This window comes from Acinetobacter terrae (assembly GCF_002135195.1).
Classification (GTDB): domain Bacteria; phylum Pseudomonadota; class Gammaproteobacteria; order Pseudomonadales; family Moraxellaceae; genus Acinetobacter; species Acinetobacter terrae.
Window position 1 is genome coordinate 1 of record NZ_NEGF01000011.1, and the last position, 25218, is coordinate 25218.

The window sequence follows — 25218 nt, forward strand, 5'->3', positions numbered from 1 at the left end:
ACTCTTTTGACCAAAGCTAGGCATACACCCAGTGTAAATAAGACCATAGCGAGTAATCATAAACAGTTGTGCTGGCGACAATAGCAAGAGTGAACCACCTGATCCCTTCCCGAACTCAGAAGTGAAACCTCTTTGCGCTGATGGTAGTGTGGGGTTACCCATGTGAGAGTAAGTCATCGCCAGCTCATTATTCCGAAAATCCCCCTCCGCTATAAAGCAGAGGGGGTTTTTTATGCGCGGAATATTTATTTTGAAAATTTCTTTTGATGAATTTAAATTATTCTAATTAGTGATAAGAAATAAAATAAAAGTTTAAAGAATTTGCAGATTTAGAATATGAATCCATTGATGAAGTTAAGGATGTGAAATTCGAAGATCAAAAAGCAGATTATTTTGCTTTTGATAGAAATTGGATATTAGAAGTTAAACCTTTAGAGACTGATAGAGATGTAAAGGATAATGAGCGCATAAACGCATATGCTGATAACTACCCAAGTTTTCCAGAGTTTTATGGAACTATACATATTGAAGAATTGATCAGACAATATGGTGATCTACAGGGATTTAGGAATGAAATATGTGGTTATGGTGCTGGAAATTTAAAAGATATTTATTCAAAAGCAGATAAGCAAATTTATCAAACAAAAAAATCTCTGAATAATTATGATTGTGTTGGAATATTAGTATTATTAAACGAAAGGGTTGGAGTCTATGATAATGAATTTATCTTTCAAGAATTGGATAGATTATTAGAAAAAAAGAAAAATGGAAAACTTGAAAAGAACAATATTCAAGCCATATAGTTTATAAATGAATATGAGGAAAATGATAAAAAAACAGACTTGTTCTAATTTTTATATGGGTTCTGCAGCGGATATGAAATCAAGCAAATCGTTATTAAACTTTTTACATATGGATTGCTTACAATGGATATGCTTTTATCTCATCAGATTTAGATCCTTGGTGAATTTAGTGTCAAGTGTGAAATTTAATTCAATCTCCCTAATCCCTGAAGATGGAAAATAAAATTTCCTGAAACTTTTAAAGCTTAAATCTGCAAATATATTCATTCATTTTTTGCATTCTATAAAAATCAAAAAATAAATAGAAAATTAGATATAACGATCCTCCATTCATCATATTTTTATTAAAAAGTGCATTGTCTGACAAATTTATTTCAAATTTTAAAAATATTTTATAGTTTTTGATCTAAATAAAAAATCAGTAAATTTAATCTTTTTTATAATTAAATAAATGAATTGATTTAAAATTTATGAAAAATTGAGCTAAATAAAAAATAAATTAGGTTTGTTGATTGTATGAATTTTGATTTTTCTGTGTTATAAAATTTAAAAGCGGCATAAAAATTGCTTATAAGCCGCAGGATTATGAGGAATTCTAAGAATGAAGTTATCGGTTGGATTAAGAGTTGCGAACTCCTTGTCGTTGACACCGCAGTTGCAGCAGGCCATTCGTTTGCTTCAATTATCGAGTTTAGAGCTTGAGCAAGAAATTCAAATTCAACTCGATAGTAATCCTTTATTAGAAAAAATAGAAGAACAGTCGAATATTGAAAGTCTATCTTCTTTGGAAGAACAAGAACGTGACAATAAAGACTTAACCAATGAATTAAATGCCAATACTTTACCGGATGATTTACCAGTTGATACCGATTGGGATGATGTTTATACACATCAGCCAACGAGTCTAGGTACACCTGAATATGAAGAGCGTGAAGATAATCGTCAAGGTCATTTAGGCTTAAAAGAGCATATGCTTGAACAGATTAATTTATTGCATTTTTCACAGGTCGATAAACTGATTGCGCATTGTATTGTTGATTCTTTGGATGAAAAAGGCTTTTTGGATGCAGAAATTACAGAAATAACCACATCTGTTCAGCATTTATTGGAATCTATGGATTACGACGATGAAGTTGAAGATGATGAAGTGGTGGCAGTTTTAAAACATATTCAGCATCTTGATCCTCCCGGTGTGGCATCACGTAATTTAGCTGAATGTTTATTGGTGCAATTAGAAAGTTTAGCTGAGCAAACAGCCTATCGTCGTGAAGCCATAACGTTATTGAATCATTATGAATTATTGATTTCCAATGAATTACCGAAACTGGTTAAACAAACCGGTTTAAATCCAGATCAACTGAAGTGTGCGGTTGATTTGTTGAAAACGTTAAAAGCCTATCCGGGCATGGAGTTTGAGGAAAAAGATTCAGACTATCAAATTCCAGATGTGGTCGTAATGAAAAAAAATGACCATTGGCAAGTGCAGTTAAATCCCGACATCATGCCGAAATTACGGATTAATTCTTTTTATGCCAATATGATTAAGCGTGCTGATCAAAGCACTGATAATCAATATTTACGCAATCAAATGCTGGATGCCAAAAATTTTATTAAAAGTGTAGATGAGCGGCATAAGACTTTATTAAAAGTTGCAAGCTGTATTGTTGAACATCAAAAGATGTTTTTAGAAATTGGTGCAGAAGGGATGAGGCCTTTGGTGCTGCGTGATATTGCGGAAGAAGTAGAGTTACATGAATCTACGGTTTCACGTGTAACCACCAATAAATTTATGCTTACACCACGCGGTTTATTTGAGTTGAAATATTTCTTCTCAAGTCATGTGGCAACTACTTCTGGTGGGGAAGCATCTTCTATCGCCATTCGTGCCAAAATTAAAAAGTTGGTTTCTGAAGAAAATCCACGAAAACCGTTATCAGACAATATTATTGCCAATTTATTAAAAGAAGACGGGATCGATGTAGCCCGTCGAACTGTTGCTAAATATCGAGAGTCGTTACATATTCCGTCATCTTCTGAACGAAAAGTCTTGATCTAAATTTTAAAGTGTGGCTATTCTAGAGATTCATTATGACAACATAATGAATCTCTTTTTACTTAAGGAATAGTCTAAATGATTTAATGTTAAATTTGCAGGATTGTATTTTTGCTGTCATTAGGTCGGCTTGGCTATTCTTTTCTAATCCTAAAAGAAGGTGAGGGATAGAACTATGCAAATAACAATTCGTGGTCACCATTTAACGATTACCCCTGCAATTGAAGAAAATATTCGCCTTAGATTTTCGCAAATGATAAAAAATTTAGATCAAGTAAATAGTATGCAGGTTAAACTTTCAAAAGATCATCAAATAGATAAATTTTCTAAAAAAGGCAGTGATAATCATATTGCTGAAGCCATTATTCGTTTACCCGGGATAGAGATGTTTGCTCAAGCCAGTGCCGATGATATGTATACTTCAATTAAAAAATTAACAGAAAAGTTAAAAAGACAATTACATAAACATCGGAAAATGCAGATGGAGTATTCACCTTTGCTTGTATAGTTTGATTTTTAAACAAAAAGAGGTTTTTTAAAGACCTCTTTTTTTATGTATAAAATGTTATGCGTTAATGATTTATTTTTCATATTTATAGTAAAATGGCAGGTTTTTACACCGTTGGTCCTATAAGAGGTCTTTGTGATGAATAGTGAACAGCTCACTGAAATTTTAAAAGCTGCTTTTCCAGAGGCTGAAGTTGCAGTTAGTGGGCAAGGCGGTAAGTTTGATCTTCGAATCGTCGATGAACAATTCGAAGGCAAGCGTCCAGTCGCACGTCAACAAACGGTTTATGCTCCGTTAAATTCATATATTGCCAGCGGTGAAGTACACGCGGTAACTATTCGTGCAATGACCAAAGAAGAATGGCGTAAAGCAAGCTTATTCGGAGCTTAGAACTAAATGGATAAATTTTTAATTCAGGGCGGTGTTAAGCTCGAAGGTGAAGTGCGTATTTCTGGTGCAAAAAATGCAGCATTGCCTTTACTTGCAGCGATGATTCTTGCTGATACGCCGACCACATTAACCAATGTGCCCAACCTGAAAGACGTGAATACGCTCGTGCAATTGATTGGCGGTCTGGGTATTCAAATGTCTTATGAAGGCGACACGGTTAAAGCTGATACTTCTACATTGAACAATCAGTTTGCACCTTATGAACTCGTAAAAACCATGCGTGCTTCAATTTTGGTGCTTGGTCCATTACTTGCGCGCTATGGTAGTGCACAAGTATCGCTTCCAGGGGGTTGTGCCATTGGTTCACGTCCTGTCGATCAACACTTAAAAGCATTAGAGGCTTTGGGTGCTGAAATTGAAGTGGAAAATGGTTATGTGCATGCCAAGGTTAATGGTCGTCTAAAAGGTGGCGAAGTCATCTTTGATATGGTGACTGTCGGTGGTACTGAAAATATTCTCATGGCTGCAGTTTTAGCGGATGGCGTCACCACCATCCGCAATGCTGCGCGTGAACCAGAAATTACTGACCTTGCGCAAATGCTCATTAAAATGGGTGCAAAAATTGAAGGTCTAGATACGGATACATTGGTTGTGACTGGTGTTGAAAGCTTGCATGGCTGTGAATATGCCGTGGTTGCTGACCGTATTGAAACAGGTTCGTACTTGGCTGCGGCTGCAATCACTGGCGGTAAAATCAAAACCACACATACCGATCCATCATTACTCGAATCTGTTTTAGACAAGTTTGAAGAAATGGGTGCGGAAGTCACCCGTGGTGATGACTGGATTGAGCTCGACATGATGGGTAAACGTCCGAAAGCAGTTAGCTTCCAGACTTTGCCACATCCAGAGTTTCCTACAGATATGCAAGCGCAGATCATGGCGGTAAATGCCATTGGTCGTGGTTTTGCTACCATTTCTGAAACGATTTTTGAAAACCGTTTTATGCATGTGCCTGAGCTTTCTCGTATGGGAGCAAATATTCAGGTTGAAGGTAATGATGCTGTTGTGACGGGTGTAGAAAAACTTTCTGCAGCACCGGTCATGGCAACCGATTTACGCGCTTCATTCTCTTTGGTTCTTGCTGCTTTAGCTGCAGATGGGGAAACATTGATTGACCGTATTTATCATATTGACCGCGGTTATGAAGATATTGAAGCGAAGTTACAGGGTTTAGGTGCCCAAATTAAGCGAGTAAGTTAATGAGTGATATGAGAAACGATGATCCAAACTTTGACGTAATGGGCAATTTTGATCATGGTTTGACTTTAGCATTAAGCAAAGGGCGTATCTTAAAAGAAACTTTACCATTGCTTGAAACAGCAGGAATTAACTTACTGGAAGATCCAGATAAATCACGTAAGTTGATTTTCCCAACCACACATAAGCAAGTCCGTATTTTAATTTTACGTGCTTCGGATGTTCCGACTTATGTGGAAAATGGGGCGGCTGATTTAGGTGTTGCCGGTAAAGATGTGCTGATGGAACATGGCGCACAAAATGTGTATGAACCGCTCGATTTAAAAATTGCCAACTGTAAATTAATGACAGCCGGTAAAGTCGGGATGGAGCGTCCAAAAGGCCGTTTAAAAATTGCAACTAAATATGTGAACTTAACCCGTCAATATTATGCGAGCTTGGGTGAACAGGTTGACGTGATTAAACTTTATGGTTCGATGGAGCTTGCACCATTGGTTGGTTTGGGGGATTACATTGTCGACGTCGTTGATACCGGTAATACTTTACGTGCCAATGGTCTTGAGCCACTTGAAGAAATTTGCAAAGTTTCATCTCGCTTGATTGTGAATAAAGCCAGCTTTAAACGTAAGCAAACTTTATTGAACCCGATTCTTGCACAGCTTGAAAAAGCAGTTGAAGAACGCGAAAGCAAAAAATAAGCATCTCTGTATGCAAATTTGAAAAACCGTCACCCAGTGGCGGTTTTTTTATGCCTGAGAAAAACTGTAAACATTCAGTGTTTTCATCAATCTTGGCAAAAGTTAATTTCAATAAAACTGATACTGATACCGTATTATAGCTACCGACAAAGCGCATGAAAACAGGTAAACTAAAGCCTTCGAATTCAAACCTTATGGGTAAATTGATGCGACGTTTATCGACCCAAGATCAAAGCTTTAAGCAAGCATTTGCTGACTTGTTGGCTTTTGAGACTGTGAATGATCCTGAACTTTTAAAAACTGTAGACCAAATCATTGTTGATGTGCGTCAGCATGGTGATGCTCATGTTCTTAAACTCACTCAACAGTTCGATCGACATCCAGCGCATCAGTTTTCAGATCTCGAACTTACCCAAGAGCAACTCAAAGCGGCTTTTGAAGGGTTAGATAACGATGTTCGGGAAGCTTTAGAATTGGCTGCAAATCGAATTCGTGAATTCCACCAAGCACAAAAGCAAGATGGTTGGACTTATGTTGATGCTTTGGGCAATACACTCGGTCAAAAAATTACACCGCTTGATCGTGTTGGGATTTATGTGCCGGGTGGCTTGGCTTCTTATCCATCTTCAGTGTTGATGAATGCTGTACCTGCTCATGTTGCGGGTGTTGCTGAAATTATTATGGTGGTTCCGGCACCTAATGGTGAATTGAATCCATTGGTACTCGCTGCTGCGTATCTAGCAGGTGTGACTCGTGTATTTACCATTGGTGGAGCACAAGCGGTAGCAGCATTGGCTTACGGTACAGAAACTGTTCCAGGCGTAGATAAAATTACAGGTCCAGGGAATCGCTTTGTTGCAGCGGCAAAACGTGCGGTATTCGGTCAGGTTGGTATCGACATGATAGCCGGTCCTTCTGAAATTCTGGTTTATGCAGAAGGTGAAAATAACGCGAAATGGCTTGCGATGGATCTATTGTCTCAAGCTGAGCATGATACTGTGGCTCAAGCTGTGTTCATTACACCCGATGAACAGCTTTTAAATGAAGTTGAGCAAGCCATTGAGGAACATTTAGCGACATTGCCTAAAGCAGAAATTGCACGTACGTCTATTGCTAATCGTGGTGCTTTAGTTTTGGTGAAAGATCGTCAAGAAGCCATTGATTTAATTAATCAGGTTGCACCAGAACATTTAGAACTTTGCTTGGATGATGCTGAAGCAATGGCTGAAGATATTCGCCATGCAGGTGCGATCTTCATGGGACGTTATACCCCAGAAGCAATTGGTGACTACTGTGCAGGTCCAAATCATGTATTACCAACTTCAGGTACAGCACGTTTCTCATCACCACTTGGTGTCTATGATTTCCAAAAGCGTTCAAGCTTGATCATGTGTTCACAAGAAGGTGTGAAGACTTTAGCGAAAACTGCAGATGTATTGGCACAACAAGAAAACTTGGATGCCCATGCGAGATCAGCAAGATATCGTTATCAATAATATAAAGTGAAGAACTCTCCATTCAGTAATGAATGTTCCTCTCCGAACGAGCTTTAAAGCAAAGTGCAAGAGAGGTGAGGAGAGGGCAAAGAATTTAATATTCATTTCGGTTTGGGATTAAGTTTGACCTCTCCCAAACCCTCTCCTAAAAGGAGAGGGCTTACATGAAGTAAGTTGAGTGCATTAAAGAGATAAAAACAATGTCTACCATCACGACACAACAAATGCGTTTTTGGAGTCCTGAAGTACGTGAACTAGAACCCTACGTGCCAGGTGAACAACCCAAAATTCAAAATTTATTGAAGCTTAATACTAACGAAAACCCGTATCCACCCTCTCCGAAAGTGGTCGATGCGGTACAAGCGGTATTAGAAAATTCAGCAGACGTATTACGTTTATATCCAGATCCAGATGCTTCTGCATTAAAGCAAGCCATAGCCGCTCAACAAAATGTTGATACAAGCAATGTCTTTGTCGGAAATGGTTCAGATGAAGTGCTAGCACATATTTTTAAAGCATTTTTTGTTCAAGAATTACCTGTGCTTTATCCAGATATTACCTACAGTTTTTATCCGGTTTATAGTCAATTTTTTGGGGTGAAAACTAAAATTTTACCGCTCAATGATGACTTTGAAATTGTGGTGGATGATTATAAACAAGCCAATGGCGGCATCATTATCACCAACCCGAATGCACCAACCAGTATTGCATTAGGATTATCTGCAATTGAAGAAGTGCTGCAGTCAAATCCTGATTCAGTCGTGGTCATTGATGAAGCTTATGTTGATTTCGGTGCAGAATCAGCAGTGAGTTTAGTTGAAAAATACGAAAACTTAGTCGTGTGCCAAACCACATCTAAATCACGTTCATTGGCAGGTTTGCGGGTTGGTTTTGCCATTGCGCAGCCACATCTTATTGCTGCGTTGGAAGCGGTAAAAAATAGCTTTAACTCTTACCCAATGGATCGTTTTGCGATTGCTGCGGCAGTAGCTTCATTTGAAGATCAAGCTTACTTTGAAGCACAATGCCAAAAAGTCATTGACAGCCGTGAAAAGTTGGTTGTTGATTTAGCAGCTATTGGTTTTAAGGTTTTACCTTCGAAAGCCAACTTTATTTTTGCATCGCTGCCGAATAAAGATGCAGGTGAATTAGCGGCTGAATTACGTGAATGTGGCATTATTGTGCGATATTTCAATAAACCACGTATCAATCAGTATTTACGTATTACCATTGGTACAGATGAGCAAAATCAACGTCTTGTTGATACGTTAAAAAATGATATTTTGGCGTGATTTGAATCCACCCTAACCCTCCTTTAGTAAATGTGGGAACTCCTCCCTTTGAGAAAAGGGAGGTTGGGAGGGATTTGTATTTCTGTTTTGCGCTTCGTTAGAGTAGTGCTTTAACTTGCCCAGGACTCGCTTGTTTATTTTATTCAGGTATATACCAAGTATTCAGTAGATCTAGCATGGCAGAAACTTTATCAAAACATTCCTGATATTCTGCATCACAATCTGAGGCAATGGTGATTCCACCACCTGCCCATAGAGATATTTCATCTTGATATTTTTGGATGGAACGAATCAAGATATTCCAAGAACCTGTACCATCAAAATTAAAATAGCCCATCGATCCGCAATAAGCACCACGTGGCGCACCTTCAAGTTCATCAATAATTTGCATCGCGCGAATTTTTGGCGCACCCGTAATCGAACCTCCGGGTAGTGCAGACATTAAGACATCAAATGGATTGATATCTTCCTTTAATGTTGCAGTGACTTCGCTCACCATATGATGAACCTGATTAAAAGATTCAATTTCAAAAAGTTGCGGTGTTTTAACCGAACCTGTTTCCGCATAAACACTTAAATCATTGCGCAGTAAATCAACAATCATGACATTTTCAGCCTGATCCTTTTTAGAATGAATCAGGTTTTGTTTGGATTGTTCATCTTGTTTCGGATCCGCATAACGAGGCATTGTACCTTTGATTGGTCGAGTGACAATTTTTCGATTTACTTCAAAATTAATAAACAATTCAGGTGAACAACTTAATAGTTCAAAGTCATCAATCTTTAAATAACCTGAATAAGGGGCATCGGTGAGTTTCCAGAATTCTTCAGCTGTAGCTAATAAAGTGCCTTGAGCTTTTGCTGTAAATTCTTGAGTCAGATTAATTTGATAGCAATCACCGGCTTTAATATAGTCTTGAACTTTCTTAAAGGCAGTCACATATTCATTTTTATTCCAGCGCGCACTACAAGTTTGAGTGAGTGAAAGAGAGGGATGTTTTTTGTGTTGTATTGCATCCTGAATAACTTGAAAAATACTTTCAGCCTCATCTTCATCACTAAAAAAAGTCCAACCCTGTGGAGTGAGCTTGAGATAACTGCGATAAATACCCAAAAATAAAGCAGGTTGATTTTTTTGTTTAATCGAAACTTGTTGTTGTGCTGCATGGTCATAACTGACAAAGCCAATTAATCCACCGTTAAAATCAGAATGATAGTTTTGCATATTCTGTTTAAAAAAATGATTGAAATTAATAGATTGTGATTTTTCTTGATATTGATGCAGTGAAACACGAGTGAAATTTTCAGTGACTTGACCTTGTTTAAGCATATATTCAGATGCAAAAAAAGCGATCACAGGTTGATTTACATTTTTCAAGTAAACCAAATGAGTAAGGTGCGATAAAGCAGACAATATTTGAGCTGTGTTAAGCCATTGTTCAGTCAACAGTTTTTTAAAAATAACCGGATTATTCATGCGATGTTAAATTATAAAAGGCTATACATAGATAACGTATTCTATAACAATATTTATGCATAAAAACTGTAAATACCGTTTGTCGGTAACATATGGATTGCGACCAACAGCAGTTGAACAAAAAATGACACACATATAACTTTAGTAGGGCAAACAGGCTGCTCAAGGAAAGATTCCATTGTTGTCCAAAAACAAAAAACAACATGGAATATCGAGTGGTTGACAATCAAAAAAAATAATACTCTTGGGAGAGTACGAAATGAAAAAATTTACTAAACTTGCTTTAGTTTCTTCATTGGCAATTAGTGCAAATGCTATGGCAATGCAAGCAATGGATGATGCTTCATTGGGTGCTACAACAGGTCAAGATGGTTTAAACATCGGGATTGGTATTTCAAAAATTGAAATTGAAAAACTATTCATCCACGATAACGATGGTTATGGGGGTGCAGGTGGTACTGGCGAAGCAGGTGCAATCGTAATTTATGGAAATGGTACGGGCGTAACAGCGACTAACGGTATTGTGATTGGCGCTAACTACGATAATGGTGGTGCTTACTTACTGCCGTCACGTAACCTTGCTGATTTACAAATTGACTCTGATGCAAACGGTGGCAATCCATTTATCAACATTGCAGCTCAAGTATCTGGTTTAGATATTAACGTTGGTAAAATCGGTGTTGTTTCATCAGGTGCCGTACCTGCAGCAAATGCAACGACAATCCGTCGTGGTGGTACAGGTGTAACCAATGATATTTTAACCGGTTTTTCTGTTAAAACGGGTCCAATGTCTGCAAATATTCAATTAGGTGCTGCACCTCAAGGCGCAATGATTAAATTGAATGCAACCATGATCGGTGGTTTAACGATTAATGACTTGGGTATTTTAGATAACTCAACTAAAACTGCTACACGTGAGGCGGGTGAAATCTTCATTGATCAAATTCAATTGGCAGATGCAAACTCTCGTAACCTTGTATTGAACCAAAGCATCAGTGTGATTGGTGCGGAAACTGGTCATAATGGTTACATCCGTATTGTCAGCACCAGTGGTGCACACGATAACTATGTAAAAGGTATCCATTTGGGTAGTAAAACTGCTGCATCTATTGGTGATATGGAAGTTCAAGGTTTACAAACTTACTTCAGCCCAGCACAGGGTGTTTATATGCCAGGCGCGATTATTACAATTAGCGGTCACTAATTATTTGTTTAAAAAAGCGCGTGTTTACACGCGTTTTTTTTTACATAAATATTATTGAATTTTACAAAAAAAATAAAAAAATACTGTTTTTTTTTCGAAAAAAAGGTATCTTGCTAAAACAGGGAAGTAGAGTTTCTACTCTAAAATAATGAAAAATGGCACGTCATGCCGATAACTAGAAAAGTTAGATAATATGTTAGAGATCGCATTAGGCTCGGCATTGATGTATTACTTTGCCACAGAAGCTTTTGATATAAAGAAAAAACCAGCTGAGGCTGTGTACTATACCGAGACTTTAGACTCTCGTAATGATTCTTTCACCCGCATGCACCGTGAAACCGTACAGGTTAAGCCAGCAATCATCGATCAATTTCGTGGCATTGTTCATCAATCCTATGACTATAGTTGTGGTTCTGCTGCATTAACGACCCTCTTAAATGGCTATACTAATCTCAATGCGACTTTAACCGAACAGCAGGTTATGGACGGTCTGATGAAATTTGGTGAGACAGACAAGATTGTCGAACGCCGTAGCTTTTCACTGCTGGACATGAAACGTTTTGTTAGCGCGATTGGCTTTGAAAGTGGGGGGTATCGCGGGGAATTTAGTGATTTGGTAAAGCAAGGGCAACCTGCCATTGTGCCGATTTCCTATGCCGGCTTTAAACATTTTGTCGTATTTAAAGCATATAAAAATGGCCGTGTTTATGTCGCAGATCCTGCACTGGGGAATATTAGTTTCGATGAAGTACGTTTTAAAGAAATTTGGGAAAATAACACCTTATTCTTAATTAATGTTGCGCCAGAAAAACGTAAAAATTTATTAGCTTTACAAGATTCGGATATGCGTCATGTAGAAGATGCAACCGTGAATCGTTATGCCTTGGTGAATATGCAATACCCGCAATTTTATATGGACAAAATTGCCGACAAAGCATCAACGATTCGACTTGATAAAAATATGAATGAAGAATCAGATTCTTATGGGGACTTAAACTATAATTTCTTGCGTCTTTATTATAAAAATAAATAGCGTTTAAGAAAGATTGAGCTTAAAAAAATAAAAAACTGGTGGGATGGAATATGAACAGTAAATGGATGAACAAAACCCTATTAGCGATCAGTATTCAAATACTGATGGGTGCAGCTTATGCAGCTGAAGAGCAGCCAGGATTGGGGGAGTATGAAGTTGTAGATCAGCAAGAAGAGGTTGAATCAACAGCATCACAGTCTGCGGATGTTAACTCAGTAGGAGGGGATAATACTGCAGAAGAGCTATCATTGGGCGAGTATGAAACTGTAGATGAGCAGGAAACACAAGTTGAAGCAGTGGCGACACAGTCTGTAGATGCGAAGCCTATAGTAGAAACATCACCAGTAGATGAAAAATCGCAAGCATCTTCAGCTTTACAACAGCAAGAAGGCGACGTCAGTAAAGAAGCTAACTTACAAGAAGTTTTCACATCAAATGAAAGACAATATTCATTAATCAAAAAGGGTGATATCTCATCTTATTATGATATTGACTATACCTATTATCGGGATACACAACTTGATATGGAAATGGCATCGGGCCAGCTATACCAACTGCGTGTTCAAGAAAATGCAACACACTCAATTACTAATACTTTTACTGCACAGTACGGTATTTTAGATAATTTAACCTTTACTGCTTCATTACCATTGGTAGCAAAAACAGACTTATTAAAGGATACCTCTACCGCAGGTTTGGGTGATATTTCTTTGGGGGCACGTTGGGAGCCATTTCCCTTACAAGCGGGTCGTTTGCCACTGATTTTATTCGGTAATTTATCGACAAAAAGCGGTGACAGTCCATACGAAGTCAACTCTGCGACCGACTTAGCCACAGGTAAGGGGTATTATTCTGCTGGTATTGGCGCAAGTACACGTAAATATATCGACCCAGTGGTGTTGTTCGCTTCAGTTTCTGCAAACTATGGCTTTAAAGAAACTGACTTAAATCAACGCCGTGGTAGCCGTGTCATTGATGAGTTTGAACCGGGCATTAGTGGCGGTTTCTCTTTCGGTTTCGCATACTCATTTAACTATGACGTATCGATGACGATGTCGTATCAACAAAGCTTTAACACTGGTTCTGAATTTACCTATAGCAGTGGTGAGTCCTATTCACCAGCTGATCAAACCAGTTCAACTTTAGCAATTTCTCTTGGGGTGCGTGTATCTCCAGAGACGATTGTGAACGGTACGGTAGGCTTTGGTTTGACGGAAGATGCGCCAGATGTTTCATTGGGTTTGTCATTCCCACTTGATATTTTAGGCTTTGGTAAGAAAATTCGCTAAGAGGGCGGTCGTATGTATAAAATTCGACTCAGACCGCTCGTTAGCGCCATTCTCTTAACGGGCTGTTCAAGTGCTACATTTGCACAGTTAGGCACCAACCTTTCTGTAGATTTACGTTCCTTGAGTATGGGTAATGCGGTTACCGCAGATCCACCAGGGGTAAACGCTGTTCACTTTAACCCTGCGGGTTTAACCAAAATTGAAGGTCTGCAAACTGAGCAACAATTTATTGTTGCCAACTTTGACATTCAACGTGAATTTAGCGTACCACCAGGCTATAACGTGTTTGGTTATTCGGACGATCCAATGGTCTGTAATGATGGACCAGAAGTTGCATCTGATATTTGTACTGATTTTAAAGATAAAGTTAGTGGTGATGTTGAATATCCGAGTCTTTATGTTCCTATTTTGAAAAAGATGGTGGATTTAGGCGAAGGCATGCCATTGGTCGCACCTACTATGGGGATTGCCTATAACCCACCGGGTTCTAAAGCGACTTATGCGACCGCAGTGTATGCACCACTGGTTGCCGGGTTTGGTGCTGAAAATGGAAATGCCGGTAACTACATGGGACAACAGGTTGCCTTAGAGCGGATCACCTATTTATCTCCATCCGTGGGTTACCAGGTCAATGACCAACTTTCGATTGGTGGTGGTATTGGTATGTCTTACCAAGCCATGGGTCTAAAAACCGATTTACGCTTCCCTAATGAACTGATTGGTATGTTACGAATGATCGATGAGGTCGTTTGTACGCCATTTAAAGAAAATTCAGATATTATTACCGACATTCTATTACTTGGGATGTGTAATGCCGAAGAAGGTATGAACCCATTCGGTAAATTCGGTCAGATGCAATTGGCGGTTGAGCAATCCTTAAGTCCAAGTTTTAACTTGGGGGTACTGTGGGAGCCAACGGATGACTTTAGTTTCGGTATGGTCTATCAAAGTGCAGCAAAAATGCGCTTAAAAGGGAAATACCATATTGATAATGCCAAAGCACCACAAGAATTAATTAAAGGCTTGATGTCATCGCCAACCGGACAAATTCTTGCAGCTATTTTAGGCTTCCCGAACTACATTCCATCCAGTGAATCCGGTTTAGTGTCCATGGACTTTGAATATCCTGCGCATTTTCAAGCCGGGATTAAATACAAAGTCATGCCAGATCTACAGGTGAATTTTGATGTAGGCTGGACGGACTATAGCGCATGGGACAAATTTACCTTTGAGTTTGACCGACAAATTTCAGCTTTAAAAGTTGCAAAATTACTTTCTGAAAATGTTAGCGATAGCTCGTTATCCTTGCCGCTTGGTTTTACTTCACCGTGGAGCTTCGGTATTGGTATGGAATATTCAGCAACCGATCGTTTAAAACTACGAGCGGGTTATGAACCACGTTCAAGTGCCATTCCAGATGGTAAACGGAATACCATGATCCCAATCAATAATGCACAATTGTTTGGTATGGGCGTGGGCTATCGTTGGGATGCGGATACGGACTTAGATTTATCCATTGGTTTCTTGCGTAGTAAAGATAATATTCCAGCCAATACCAGTAGTTTAGCCAACCAAACAGGCGTAAATAACTTACTGCTTAACCCATACGCGGGCCTGAATGTGAAAACCAATACAAAAATAACCATTCTAGGATTGAACTATAGAACACGTTGGTAAACAAAGGAAAAGAATGAAAGGGAATTTATTGATGAAAACGATACTGACGCTAAGTTTAGCGCAAGTATCGTGGTCATATGCAGGAGAGTTTCATACTATTATTGGCCCTGACGGTCGTCCAATGGTCATTCAACGTGAACAGCCAAAAGTAGCTACTGAAAAAACGTATCCAAAACCCGTTATTGTACAACAACAGAGTCTACCTGTAGCGCCTGCTCATGAGCAAAAAGCGTCAGCTGCAACAAGTTCTGTGCAGAGTCCTATTGCTCAGATAATAGTTGCTGCACCTGAAAAATCAGTTAAAACGAGCAAAGTTGAATCGAGTGCTCAGACTGATCTTGACACAGTGAAAACTATAGAACCACCGACCAAAAGTGCTGTGAAGCTTCAGGTTGCAGAAAAAATGCAGCTACAATCAACACCAGTTTCTCCAGTTAATAGCCAACCCATTGCTACTGAAAACCAATTGGTGCTTCAACAGCCAACTGTAATTTCACAAAAAGTCTTAGAAGTAAAACCCGTGATTATTCAGGAAAACACAGAAAATACCGCTTTTGTGGATATTGATGGACAGCAATATGTCAAAAACGAATATTTAGAAGATAAAGAATTTAACTTAGAAGGCAAAAAGCGTTTTTACACTATGCCTGAAGGCATCATTGATCTTAAACATGGTGCAACGCGTTTACAAACGGTTGAACGTGAAAAGGGTGTGGGTAAATCTACAATGCAATCCCTGTTTAAACGTAATGTCGTGCAAGATACCGGCCCGATTACCCTGGCAAAGACTTATTACCGCATTTCACAAGCAGATGCGATTGATGGTTTGGGGCAACAATGTTTTTCTGAAAAAAAACTGAAAAAAGTCAAAAAACTTGATTTAAATAAAGAGGTCAACTTCTGGCCACGTGCACCGCTGAATGATGAGTTCGATTTTGAAGTTGCTGCACTGAATCCATCTGTGCAGAATATTCAGCTGAATTCGTATGCATCACGGCAGAATAACCCGACCTTTTACTGGCCTTTTGTGGTGTTTTTAGATGCAAAAGGTTGTGTCTTAGAAGGTGCCGGTGGATATAAAAATCAAGAGGGGGCATCTACCCTCATTCAGCACGAAAAAATAGAAGGGGTACTGCATGTACCTGCAAACAGCAAATATATATTGCTGACACCGTTGGCTTCAGCCATCGATGTTGAAGATCGTGCGTTAACCAATCACGGCCAAGTTAAACTCGTTGCAATCCGTTAGGGATAGAATAAAAGAGAGTCAGGATGAACATAAATAAATATAAATTACCTTTTGCAGTAACTGCATTAGTCATGGCTTTAAGTGGCTGTGGCGGAGAAAGTGCCAACGTGACCCCTGAAGTGTATGATGAAAGTACGGCCAACGGTTCATGTAAACCGAGGACATCAGGCTGTGTTGAATTTGCCTTAGATTATCCATTAAACGGATTAAATTTCACTTGTAGTAGTGATACCAAGAACCGCTTTACTATACTGTTTGATCCAAATGGAGGTGCGGCAACTGGTGCATGTAAGGATACCGATGAAATTACTTTCTTTTTACGCGGTGAAAAAGACAAGAAAATTGAATTAGGCAAAATGCCATTGCGTAATATTGCCCATGTCAGCGTAGCGCAATTACCGCGTTTAACCCTATTGGATATTGCAGCAGGAATTCAAGGCAGAGCTGCGCAAAAATTATCACCTGATGATGCAACGGTTAAAGTAGCCATTCGTTTGGTACGTTTGATTCAAGCAGTGGGCTTACAAAGTCAGCAAATTGTCAATGCACGTGATATTCAGCCGATCAGTATTAGTGATGCAGACCGTAAAAAATTAGAGCAAATCACCTCATTAATCACGACAGAGCAATTTAAAGGCTTCTCAGATAAAGATTTTACCGATGCAGTCAAACCTTGGGTGGATATTTCTAAAGTCTCTAATGTCGATGCTTTTGATGTCATTACTCAATTGATGCGTATCACGACTGCAGCAGTGTATCAGCCTGAATTTTCACTATTTTCTAGTAAGGAAGTCCTGGGTAGTGCTTTAAGTGGTACGGAAGGTTTGGTGGGCTGTAATAAGGAAGAATGCAAGGCTGAAGATAAATCAGCAACGCATTTATTGGGACACTTTATTGTGATGACAGATCGTCAAGGCAAAACCTTTGGTAGTGGTTTACAATGGCGTGGTAAAGCTGAGAACGATGTGACCAGTATTGGCGGTGTAAATGCACAATTGATCCGTAAAGTTAAACCTGTACAAATGACGGCACTGCCACAAGACAGCTGGATTAATCCAATTACCAAAGCGATTAACAACAATCCGGATTTAACCACGCAACCGGGTTTCCAATTTAATGTGGCTGATATCAATTCACAGCCACTGATCGTGACACAGGGTAAATTGTTCAATGACTATATGATTGCAGGTAAAGAGCGTTTTTATAAACTGTTGACAGGTAAAAAAGAAGTCAACGAAGAAGACAAGAAAAATTACGGTCTATGGCAACAACAGATCAACAGTGAAAGCTTTAAGGGCACCCTCGACCTTTATAAAATTTATCCAATCACCTATTTAGACAGCAAAGTGTTCAAATCGGAAAATAATGTCAGCAGGGGGGCGTATATCTTCCCACTGTATGCAGACTTGACCTTTAAATTTACCGATACTTCGGTGAATACCGTGAAACTGGGTATTGTGATTGACCAGAATGGCGATATTCGTACCAATATGAAAGACAAGCCTCCTACGGCTCCAGATTCCTCTAGCACAATTATCGATATGTCGACAGGCACAAATGGTTGTAGTGGTGCGGATGTACTGGGTAGTAGCATGATTGATGACAACAATGTGCAACAGTACCGCATTGGAACCACTGGTCGTGCATTTACTAGCTCTGGCACTGATGGCAATAAAATCTCAATTCGTATGATCTTGGCTGACAAAGTGTTCCAAAGCCTAGATGGTGCGCTCATTGGTATGAACTCGAGTATTCAGACCTCTCCAAATTCGGGTGATTCTATTGTGATTGGTGGTGCATTACTAAACTTAAATCGCTTATTGGCGATGAGGTCAGGTGGTAAACCCGCTGCGGATGACGTGCCTTTTAAAGATTCAGCGGATAGTGATGTAAAATGGGCAAACAGTTTTGCCAGCTTCCAAAGCATTTATAGCGCGGTTGATTCAGCCGACGAAGATGCGAAAAAGTGGGCAAAATTCACTGGTGGTAGCATTCAATTTAATCCTGCACCATGTTATGAAGTGAAAACCAAATAATGGCGATATAAAAAAGCCCATCAGATGAGGGGCTTTTTTATGGTCTATATTTTTTTATTTTATCGATTAACCGGTATGGTCAAGGCGTGAACCTAAGGTTTCTAGATGCATGTCAAATTGATTGGTTTTTCGGTCTTCAAAATAATGTCTTAAGGTGCGTTCTACGCTTGGGAAGGCCAGTTCCGACCAAGGAATCTCATCTTCGCTAAATAAGCGGCTTTCAATAGTTTCTTCACCCGAGCCAAATTGACCATCGACTAAATTGGCTTTGAACAACACATAAATTTGCCCGATCCGTGGAATATTGTACATACAGTAGAGCTGTTCAATATCGATTTCAGCTTCGGCTTCTTCACGGGTTTCACGTGCTGCACCTTGCTCCATGGTCTCAAATAATTCCATATAGCCGGCAGGCAGCGTCCATAAACCATAACGCGGTTCAATGGCACGGCGGCACATTAAAACTTTATTTTCCCAGAGAACCAGTGCCCCGCAAATGACTTTAGGATTGATGTAATGAATATTGCCACAATCTGTACAAACACGACGTAACTGATGGTCGCCGAGAGGGATTTTTTCCGTTGTTTTATGTCCACAAATTACACAGAAATTCATATTCATCGTCAATGATAAAGGTGTGATCAGCATAACTGAAAAATTGAACTTTGGCATCATTTCTATCTTTTAGAATAAAAATTCAGCTATGATGAAACCAAGAATAAATGATGGGAGAGTAGAGGTATGGATGACCATTCATTAATACAATCGTTACAGCAAAGATTACGTTTTTCCACACGGGTCAAACCGGCACACGCTGCTGTATTAATAGCGATTACAGATGAATCTGATCCAAAAGTTCTGCTTACCCGACGTTCTTTATATTTAAACAATCATGCTGGAGAGGTTTCATTTCCAGGAGGGAAAAGAGACCCACAAGATACCAGTAATATCGTGGTTGCATTACGTGAAGCTTATGAAGAGACAGCATTAAATCCATTTGATGTGCAATTAATGGGTGATTTACCCATGCAAAAAGCACGCAGTGGTATGTTGGTGAAACCTGTCGTTGGGTTGATTCCAGCCGAAGTCAAATTGATTGCTCAACCGACTGAAATTGATCGTATTTTCTTTGCATCCCTCAGTAGTCTAATGAAGGCACCGCCCATTCCTTATGAAGTGCGTTATGCACAGCAGTCTTTATATTTTCCCAGTATGCGTGTGGAAAACGAAATCGTTTGGGGCTTAACTGCACGGATGCTGGTTTCACTGTTTCAGTATGGTTTGGATTATCAAAAGGAATGGCCATTTTTAGTAAATTCTCCAGCATTTCATATGAATAAGATTAAACGTAATAAATAGATCAAGGAATATCACCACATGATGTACAAATTTAATGGATATGCACCTCAAGCAACACACCAGCCCTGGGATGGCTGGGTAGCGGAAAATGCGACGGTGATTGGTCAAGTTGAAATGGGGGAACAGGTCAGTGTCTGGTTTGGTGCAGTGATCCGTGGTGATAACAGCAAAATCAAAATTGGTGATTTTAGCAATGTTCAGGAAAATGCAGTTTTACATACCGATGCTGGAATCGATATGCATATTGGCAGCTATGTCACGATTGGGCATCAAGCGATTTTGCATGGTTGTACCGTTGGGGATAACACTTTAATTGGCATTAACTCGGTCATTTTAAATCATGCGGTGATTGGTAAAAATTGCATCATCGGGGCGAATGCGTTAATTCCTGAAAGCAAAGTTATTCCAGATAATTCTGTAGTGATGGGTTCACCCGGGAAAATAGTGAAAACCTTAGATGAGGCTGCTGAAGTTAAATTAAAAATGAGTGCCATGCACTACGCAGAACATTTTAAGAATTTTCAGAACCTGGAAGCAGTTGAACTGTAATTTGAACGGATTTATTCAGCCCAGCTGGCGATAGGCTTTTTTGTATTCCTCAGATGGAAAATCTCGCCTAGCGCGGATGAGTGGAGTATGATATGCGTCGTTTTTTACATTTAAATTAATTAAGGTTGTGCATGAAATTGCTGGCATTGGAAACTGCCAATGAGCAGTGTTCCGTCTCTATTGTAGATGAAACCCAAGAATTATTTTTCCAATTAGATGCGCGAGCAAAAGCACAAACGCAAACGATTCTCCCAATGATTGAGCAGGCATTTACACAGCTTGGTCTATCTGCATCTGAATTAACTGCAATCGCATTTAGCCGTGGTCCCGGTTCTTTTAGTGGCGTACGGATTAATGCAGCGGTGACTCAAGCCTTGGCATGGGCAAATGACCTTCCCGTTGTTCCTGTTTCAAGCTTACAAGCTTTGGCTCAGGCAGCATATCGTGTTGCAGGTTTAACCGCCGTGACAGCGGTACTCGATGCACGGATGAAAGAAGTTTACATTGCGAGTTTTGAGTTAAATTCACAGGACATTATGCAGGCTGTGGATGAAGAGCAACTGTTAAATTACGATGATGCCAGCCAAGTGGTTAAATTTGAACTTGTGGGTTCTGGTTCAGCTTTGCTTAAGCCTGAACAAATACAATACAAAGACTTAAGTGCGACTGCGCAAGATATTGCTACCATTGCGCGCGCAGATGTCGAGCAAAAAAAATGGGTCAGTGCTGAACAGGCATTACCTGTATATTTACGTGATAACGCTTGGAAAAAAATTCCAGAACAAGGCAAATCATAATTAGGATTTTGTATGGATCTTTTACTGCTGCTGAAAGCGGCAATTATGGGTATTGTTGAAGGTATTACCGAATTTCTACCTATTTCAAGTACCGGACATTTAATTCTCGCTTCCGAATTAATGAATTTCTGGACCAAAGAAAAAAGTGATGTATTCGTGATCGCCATTCAAATGGGCGCGATTGCAGCAGTGATTTATGAATACTGGGCGCGTCTGTGGGGTGCAGCTACGGGTATGTTTACCGGTGAACCCAAAGGTCGCCGTTTGGGGTTTAGCCTGATTATGGCTTCAATTCCAATCGTACTGATTGGTCTCACCTTTGGACAAGCAGTCAAAGAATTGTTATTTAATGATATTGCGGTTGCGATTGGCTTGATCGTGGGTGGTTTCATTATTATCTGGATTGAAAAAAATCCACCTCAAGTGAATGCCGAAGAAGTCGAGAATATCAGCTATAAAGAAGCAATGTGGATTGGTTTAATCCAAGTGCTGTCGTTAATTCCGGGAACCTCACGTTCTGGTGCAACCATTATTGGTGCAATGTTCTTGGGGATATCACGTAAAGCGGCCACTGAATTTTCTTTCTTCCTCGGGATACCGGTGATTATTGGTGCAGGTCTTTTAGATCTTTATCAGAGCTATCATGTATTCCAAAGTACTGAAGATTGGACTGTCCTTGCAGCAGGGATTCTGGTTTCATTTGTTTCGGCTTTGATTCTAATTCGAGTATTGGTTGCCTATGTCGCAAAACGTGATTTTATGGTCTTTGCTTGGTATCGTATTGCCTCGGGTCTTTTAATCTTACTCTTTGCATTTACAGGCTGGAAATTATGGTAAGCGACATCCGCTTATTTGTAGAACAAGAATTTCAACAGAAAGCACAGCAGTATTCTGCTGTGCTTTCTTCTCGTGGAGTGAAGGTAAATCTTGAAATCATTGAAAAGCTCAATGCCCGATTTTTGCGTTTTAATCCAGAGTTGGCTTTATGTGTAGATGAGTCCGGACTTTGGCTGTGTGCCAATGGCATGAAGATGCAACCGGACTGGAAAGCGGAAGTTCCACGTTTAAAAAGATCGTCATTAAAATCTGAAATGATTGCACGAGCATGTAATCTCGGTGAAAAGCCCAGCTTGATCGATGCGACTGCTGGTCTGGGGCATGACAGTTTGTTGATGGCGCATTTAGGTGCTAATGTCACCTTGGTTGAGCGACATCCGATTTTATTTACCTTGCTTGAAGATACCAAAAGCAATGCTGAAAGCGATCCGTTTTTAAGTTCGGTTGTAGCCCGGATTGATCTGATTTTTTCCGATTCTGCCGACTATTTAATTCATCAAGCTGAAAAAAATGCTGTGGTTGATGTCGTCTATCTCGACCCGATGTTTCCACAACGTGATCAAAACCAGCAAGCCATCAAAAAGCAGGCCCAAGTCAAAAAGCAGATGCAATTGTTGCATATGTTATTACCTGAAGATGGTGAAATGGATCTGGGTGATAATTTATTGATTTTGGCACAAAAAGTAGCAAAACGAGTTGTAGTAAAACGTCCTCGTTTAGCCGTATATTTGGCTGATCAGGAACCCAATCATCAATGGCAAGGCGATGCTTGTCGTTTTGATGCCTACTTTCAGCATCATCTTGTAGAGTAGTTTGGTAATTGCTTCAATATTGTGCATTAATTTGTTATATAGTGCCAAAGCAGCATTGATAAAACTTCCATCAAGCATAAACTTACACAGTGAATCAGCGAGCTACAGCTAACCCTAAATCCTATGATCGACTTTAAACCCTCCATCAATTTTTGGCATGATTTTAAAAGCAACCAAACTGCAGGGATGTGGCTCTTTTTGGGATCACGTCGGTCTTTACAAATTGTTCGCCCTTCAATTTTACAACTGATTTTTTGGGGAATTTTAGGCGGCAGTGCCAACAGTTTATTTAGTTGGTTAAGTTCAGGGGAAGTGGGGGAGTTTAATCCTCAAGGCTTGATCAGTTATGCCTTATGGCCTTTTATTGCGCTGATTGTCGGTATTTTCCTTTCGCAACGTATTAATAATCCCCGTTTGATGTTGGTGCCGGCCTTATTGTGGCTGGTACTGGATACGCATATCGCCTTATTACAAAGTCTGATTCAGTATTTGGGTTATATCGATGTATTGCCTTACATCTTCTATGACTATTTACCGATGATATTCATGGTGCTGTTTGTTTGGCAAAGTTTGGCCGTAGTCTGGGTTTTTTCACGTGAATTAAAGTGGCCTTGGTGGGAGCGTGGACTGATTGTTGCAGCAACGCTTTTTACCCTGGTGGTCTGGCAAATGTCGGTCAAAAGCCAGCCGATCTGGAAAGTTGAAGAAACACCACCAACGTTTGCCGAAGATGCCTTTTATGCGCAAAGCCGTGTCCTGAATAAATCTCTGGAAGATGTTCAGTATGGTGAATTTACACAATCGCATTGGTATTTTTTAGGGGTAGCAGGCGCAGGTTATCAAGACGTGTTTAAGTCGGAAGTCGAGCGGATTAAGGAACAGTTTGATACACGCTTTGGAACCTTTGGTCGTTCACTCATCTTGGTGAATAATCCTGAGACCCGTACAAAAACTCCGATTGCTTCGCGTACCAGTATGGAGATGGCTTTACGTCGAATAGGTCAGCAGATGAACCGTGAAAGTGATGTGTTATTTTTATACATGACCTCACATGGTTTACCGAATCAGTTTGAGATGGAAAATGCACCGATAGATCTAAACGATGTCGATCCAAAATGGCTAAAAGAGACTTTGGACAAGTCGGGGATTCGCTGGCGCGTGATTGTGATTTCTGCATGTTATTCAGGCAGTTTTGTTCCAGCCTTACAAGATGACAATACTTTAATTATTACCGCATCTGCCGCAGATCGAGCATCTTTCGGTTGTTCAAATGAAGCGGATTATACGTATTTTGGGCGTGCATTCTTTGATCAGGCTATGCGTGAACAGACCTCTGTGAGTGCCGCATTTGAGCAAACCAAAGACACCGTGGCGCAATGGGAAAAGGCGCAGGGTTTTGAAGCGTCCGAACCCCAATGGTCGATTGGTAAGAATATGGAATTTATGTTGCCGCAATTGGAACAACGATTATTTCCAGTGACCTCAAAAACAGAGACGAAGATAGAAATACCCCAATTAAGTGTTCAAACACAATAAGGAAAAATAGACATGGAATTAATCCAACATAATCGATGCTTTGATGGTGAACAGCGAATTTATGCTTTTAATTCTAATGTTCTCAAAGGACAAACCAAATTTGGCATTTTCTTGCCCCCTCAGGCTTTAACCGGTCAAGCATGTCCAGCACTTTTTTATTTAGCCGGTCTGACCTGTACAGAAGAAACCTTCGCGATTAAAGCGCATGCGCAACGTTTGGCAGCTCAACTGGGTTTGATCCTGATTAGTCCTGATACTTCGCCAAGAGGTGAGCATGTTGCGCAAGGCGATTCTTGGGATATCGGTCAAGGTGCAGGCTTTTATATTAATGCCACCCAAGCGCCGTGGGCTGAACATTATCAAATGGAAAGCTTTATTGTTGATGAGCTTTATGATTTAGTCATTCAGAACTTTCCAGTACAAGCGGATGCAGTGGGAATCTTCGGACATTCCATGGGCGGACATGGTGCATTGACACTGGCACTGAAATATCCTGAAAAATTTAAATCAGTTTCTGCTTTTGCGCCAATTTGTGCACCTAGCCAATGCCCATGGGGTGAAAAAGCCTTTTCGAATTATTTTGGTGAAGATCGAAATGAATGGTTAAAGCATGATGCGACTGCCTTGATTCAAGAAAAAGGGGCATTGTTTACAGAGATTTTGATTGATCAAGGATCGAAAGATCAATTCTACGCGCAATTGAATCCGGCATTATTTAAACAGACTTGTGCCCAAGTGGGACAGTCACTGACCTTGCGTGAACACGCAGGCTATGATCATGGTTATTATTTTATTCAAAGTTTTATCGATGATCATTTGCAATTTCATGCTGTGCAACTTGAAGCATGATGCTTAAGTAGAAA

At 39.8% G+C, this 25218-nt stretch carries 23 protein-coding genes and 1 rRNA gene; 22 read left to right on the top strand and 2 right to left on the bottom strand.

Annotated features, from left to right (window positions below):
* The first annotated feature begins 70 nt into the window (after positions 1 to 70).
* The 9 genes from rrf to hisC all read left to right on the top strand — a co-directional run bounded on the left by rrf (position 71) and on the right by hisC (position 8500).
* Positions 71 to 185 (top strand): 5S ribosomal RNA (gene rrf, locus B9T23_RS11860).
* A gap of 177 nt (positions 186 to 362) precedes the next feature.
* Complete coding sequence (locus B9T23_RS11865) at positions 363 to 803, top strand: hypothetical protein (protein WP_086194231.1); 441 nt, start codon at positions 363 to 365, stop codon at positions 801 to 803.
* A gap of 601 nt (positions 804 to 1404) precedes the next feature.
* The gene (locus B9T23_RS11870) at positions 1405 to 2859 is read left to right on the top strand and encodes an RNA polymerase factor sigma-54 (RefSeq protein WP_086194232.1); all 1455 of its coding nucleotides are present in this window, start codon (positions 1405 to 1407) and stop codon (positions 2857 to 2859) included.
* A 172-nt stretch (positions 2860 to 3031) separates the two neighbouring features.
* The gene (hpf, locus tag B9T23_RS11875; protein ID WP_086194233.1) at positions 3032 to 3364 is read left to right on the top strand and encodes a ribosome hibernation-promoting factor, HPF/YfiA family; all 333 of its coding nucleotides are present in this window, start codon (positions 3032 to 3034) and stop codon (positions 3362 to 3364) included.
* 138 nt (positions 3365 to 3502) lie between these two features.
* On the top strand, positions 3503 to 3754 hold the full coding sequence (gene ibaG, locus B9T23_RS11880; RefSeq protein WP_004650949.1) for a BolA family iron metabolism protein IbaG: 252 nt from the start codon (positions 3503 to 3505) through the stop codon (positions 3752 to 3754).
* Between the two features lie 6 nt (positions 3755 to 3760).
* Entirely contained in the window at positions 3761 to 5017 is a 1257-nt protein-coding gene (gene murA, locus B9T23_RS11885; RefSeq protein WP_086194234.1) for a UDP-N-acetylglucosamine 1-carboxyvinyltransferase, read from the top strand.
* Positions 5017 to 5712: an ATP phosphoribosyltransferase gene (gene hisG / locus B9T23_RS11890; protein ID WP_086194235.1), complete on the top strand. Its 696-nt coding sequence runs from the start codon at positions 5017 to 5019 to the stop codon at positions 5710 to 5712. The genes murA and hisG overlap by 1 nt, the downstream gene beginning before the upstream one ends.
* A 194-nt stretch (positions 5713 to 5906) precedes the next feature.
* Complete coding sequence (hisD, locus tag B9T23_RS11895; RefSeq protein ID WP_086194236.1) at positions 5907 to 7208, top strand: histidinol dehydrogenase; 1302 nt, start codon at positions 5907 to 5909, stop codon at positions 7206 to 7208.
* A gap of 200 nt (positions 7209 to 7408) precedes the next feature.
* On the top strand, positions 7409 to 8500 hold the full coding sequence (hisC, locus tag B9T23_RS11900) for a histidinol-phosphate transaminase (RefSeq protein ID WP_086194237.1): 1092 nt from the start codon (positions 7409 to 7411) through the stop codon (positions 8498 to 8500).
* A gap of 139 nt (positions 8501 to 8639) precedes the next feature.
* Here hisC and pabB read toward each other — a convergent pair whose 3' ends face one another.
* The gene (pabB, locus tag B9T23_RS11905) at positions 8640 to 9977 is read right to left on the bottom strand and encodes an aminodeoxychorismate synthase component I (protein ID WP_086194238.1); all 1338 of its coding nucleotides are present in this window, start codon (positions 9975 to 9977) and stop codon (positions 8640 to 8642) included.
* 259 nt (positions 9978 to 10236) lie between these two features.
* Here pabB and filA point away from each other — a divergent pair, with 259 nt between their 5' ends.
* The 6 genes from filA to filF all read left to right on the top strand — a co-directional run bounded on the left by filA (position 10237) and on the right by filF (position 18465).
* Positions 10237 to 11181, top strand: a complete 945-nt coding sequence (gene filA, locus B9T23_RS11910; protein ID WP_086194239.1) for a putative pilus system protein FilA — start codon at positions 10237 to 10239, stop codon at positions 11179 to 11181.
* A 193-nt stretch (positions 11182 to 11374) separates the two neighbouring features.
* Positions 11375 to 12214, top strand: coding sequence for a putative pilus system C39 family peptidase FilB (filB, locus tag B9T23_RS11915; protein ID WP_086194240.1), 840 nt, complete (start codon positions 11375 to 11377; stop codon positions 12212 to 12214).
* Positions 12215 to 12264: 50 nt separating this feature from the next.
* Complete coding sequence (gene filC / locus B9T23_RS11920; RefSeq protein ID WP_086194241.1) at positions 12265 to 13503, top strand: putative pilus system protein FilC; 1239 nt, start codon at positions 12265 to 12267, stop codon at positions 13501 to 13503.
* A gap of 12 nt (positions 13504 to 13515) precedes the next feature.
* Entirely contained in the window at positions 13516 to 15180 is a 1665-nt protein-coding gene (gene filD / locus B9T23_RS11925; RefSeq protein ID WP_086194242.1) for a putative pilus system OmpP1/FadL family transporter FilD, read from the top strand.
* A 31-nt stretch (positions 15181 to 15211) separates the two neighbouring features.
* Entirely contained in the window at positions 15212 to 16429 is a 1218-nt protein-coding gene (filE, locus tag B9T23_RS11930) for a putative pilus assembly protein FilE (RefSeq protein ID WP_265733412.1), read from the top strand.
* A 23-nt stretch (positions 16430 to 16452) separates the two neighbouring features.
* Positions 16453 to 18465 (top strand): putative pilus system protein FilF, encoded by a 2013-nt coding sequence (gene filF / locus B9T23_RS11935; RefSeq protein ID WP_086194244.1) that lies wholly within the window; start codon positions 16453 to 16455, stop codon positions 18463 to 18465.
* A 66-nt stretch (positions 18466 to 18531) separates the two neighbouring features.
* Here the strand turns inward: filF and B9T23_RS11940 are convergent, their stop codons facing one another.
* Positions 18532 to 19080, bottom strand: a complete 549-nt coding sequence (locus tag B9T23_RS11940) for an NUDIX hydrolase (protein ID WP_086194329.1) — start codon at positions 19078 to 19080, stop codon at positions 18532 to 18534.
* A gap of 126 nt (positions 19081 to 19206) precedes the next feature.
* Here B9T23_RS11940 and B9T23_RS11945 point away from each other — a divergent pair, with 126 nt between their 5' ends.
* From B9T23_RS11945 to fghA, 7 genes are all read left to right on the top strand, one after another.
* The gene (locus B9T23_RS11945) at positions 19207 to 19824 is read left to right on the top strand and encodes an NUDIX hydrolase (RefSeq protein ID WP_086194245.1); all 618 of its coding nucleotides are present in this window, start codon (positions 19207 to 19209) and stop codon (positions 19822 to 19824) included.
* Between the two features lie 18 nt (positions 19825 to 19842).
* The gene (locus B9T23_RS11950; RefSeq protein ID WP_086194246.1) at positions 19843 to 20373 is read left to right on the top strand and encodes a gamma carbonic anhydrase family protein; all 531 of its coding nucleotides are present in this window, start codon (positions 19843 to 19845) and stop codon (positions 20371 to 20373) included.
* A 131-nt stretch (positions 20374 to 20504) separates the two neighbouring features.
* Positions 20505 to 21170: a tRNA (adenosine(37)-N6)-threonylcarbamoyltransferase complex dimerization subunit type 1 TsaB gene (gene tsaB / locus B9T23_RS11955; RefSeq protein WP_086194247.1), complete on the top strand. Its 666-nt coding sequence runs from the start codon at positions 20505 to 20507 to the stop codon at positions 21168 to 21170.
* Between the two features lie 12 nt (positions 21171 to 21182).
* A complete protein-coding gene (locus B9T23_RS11960; RefSeq protein WP_086194248.1) occupies positions 21183 to 22007 on the top strand; it encodes an undecaprenyl-diphosphate phosphatase in 825 nt (274 codons plus the stop codon).
* On the top strand, positions 22001 to 22819 hold the full coding sequence (locus tag B9T23_RS11965; RefSeq protein WP_086194249.1) for a class I SAM-dependent methyltransferase: 819 nt from the start codon (positions 22001 to 22003) through the stop codon (positions 22817 to 22819). Before B9T23_RS11960 ends, B9T23_RS11965 begins: the two co-directional genes overlap by 7 nt.
* Positions 22820 to 22942: 123 nt before the next feature.
* A complete protein-coding gene (locus B9T23_RS11970; protein ID WP_086194250.1) occupies positions 22943 to 24355 on the top strand; it encodes a C13 family peptidase in 1413 nt (470 codons plus the stop codon).
* A gap of 12 nt (positions 24356 to 24367) precedes the next feature.
* Complete coding sequence (gene fghA / locus B9T23_RS11975) at positions 24368 to 25204, top strand: S-formylglutathione hydrolase (protein WP_086194251.1); 837 nt, start codon at positions 24368 to 24370, stop codon at positions 25202 to 25204.
* Positions 25205 to 25218: the final 14 nt, after the last annotated feature.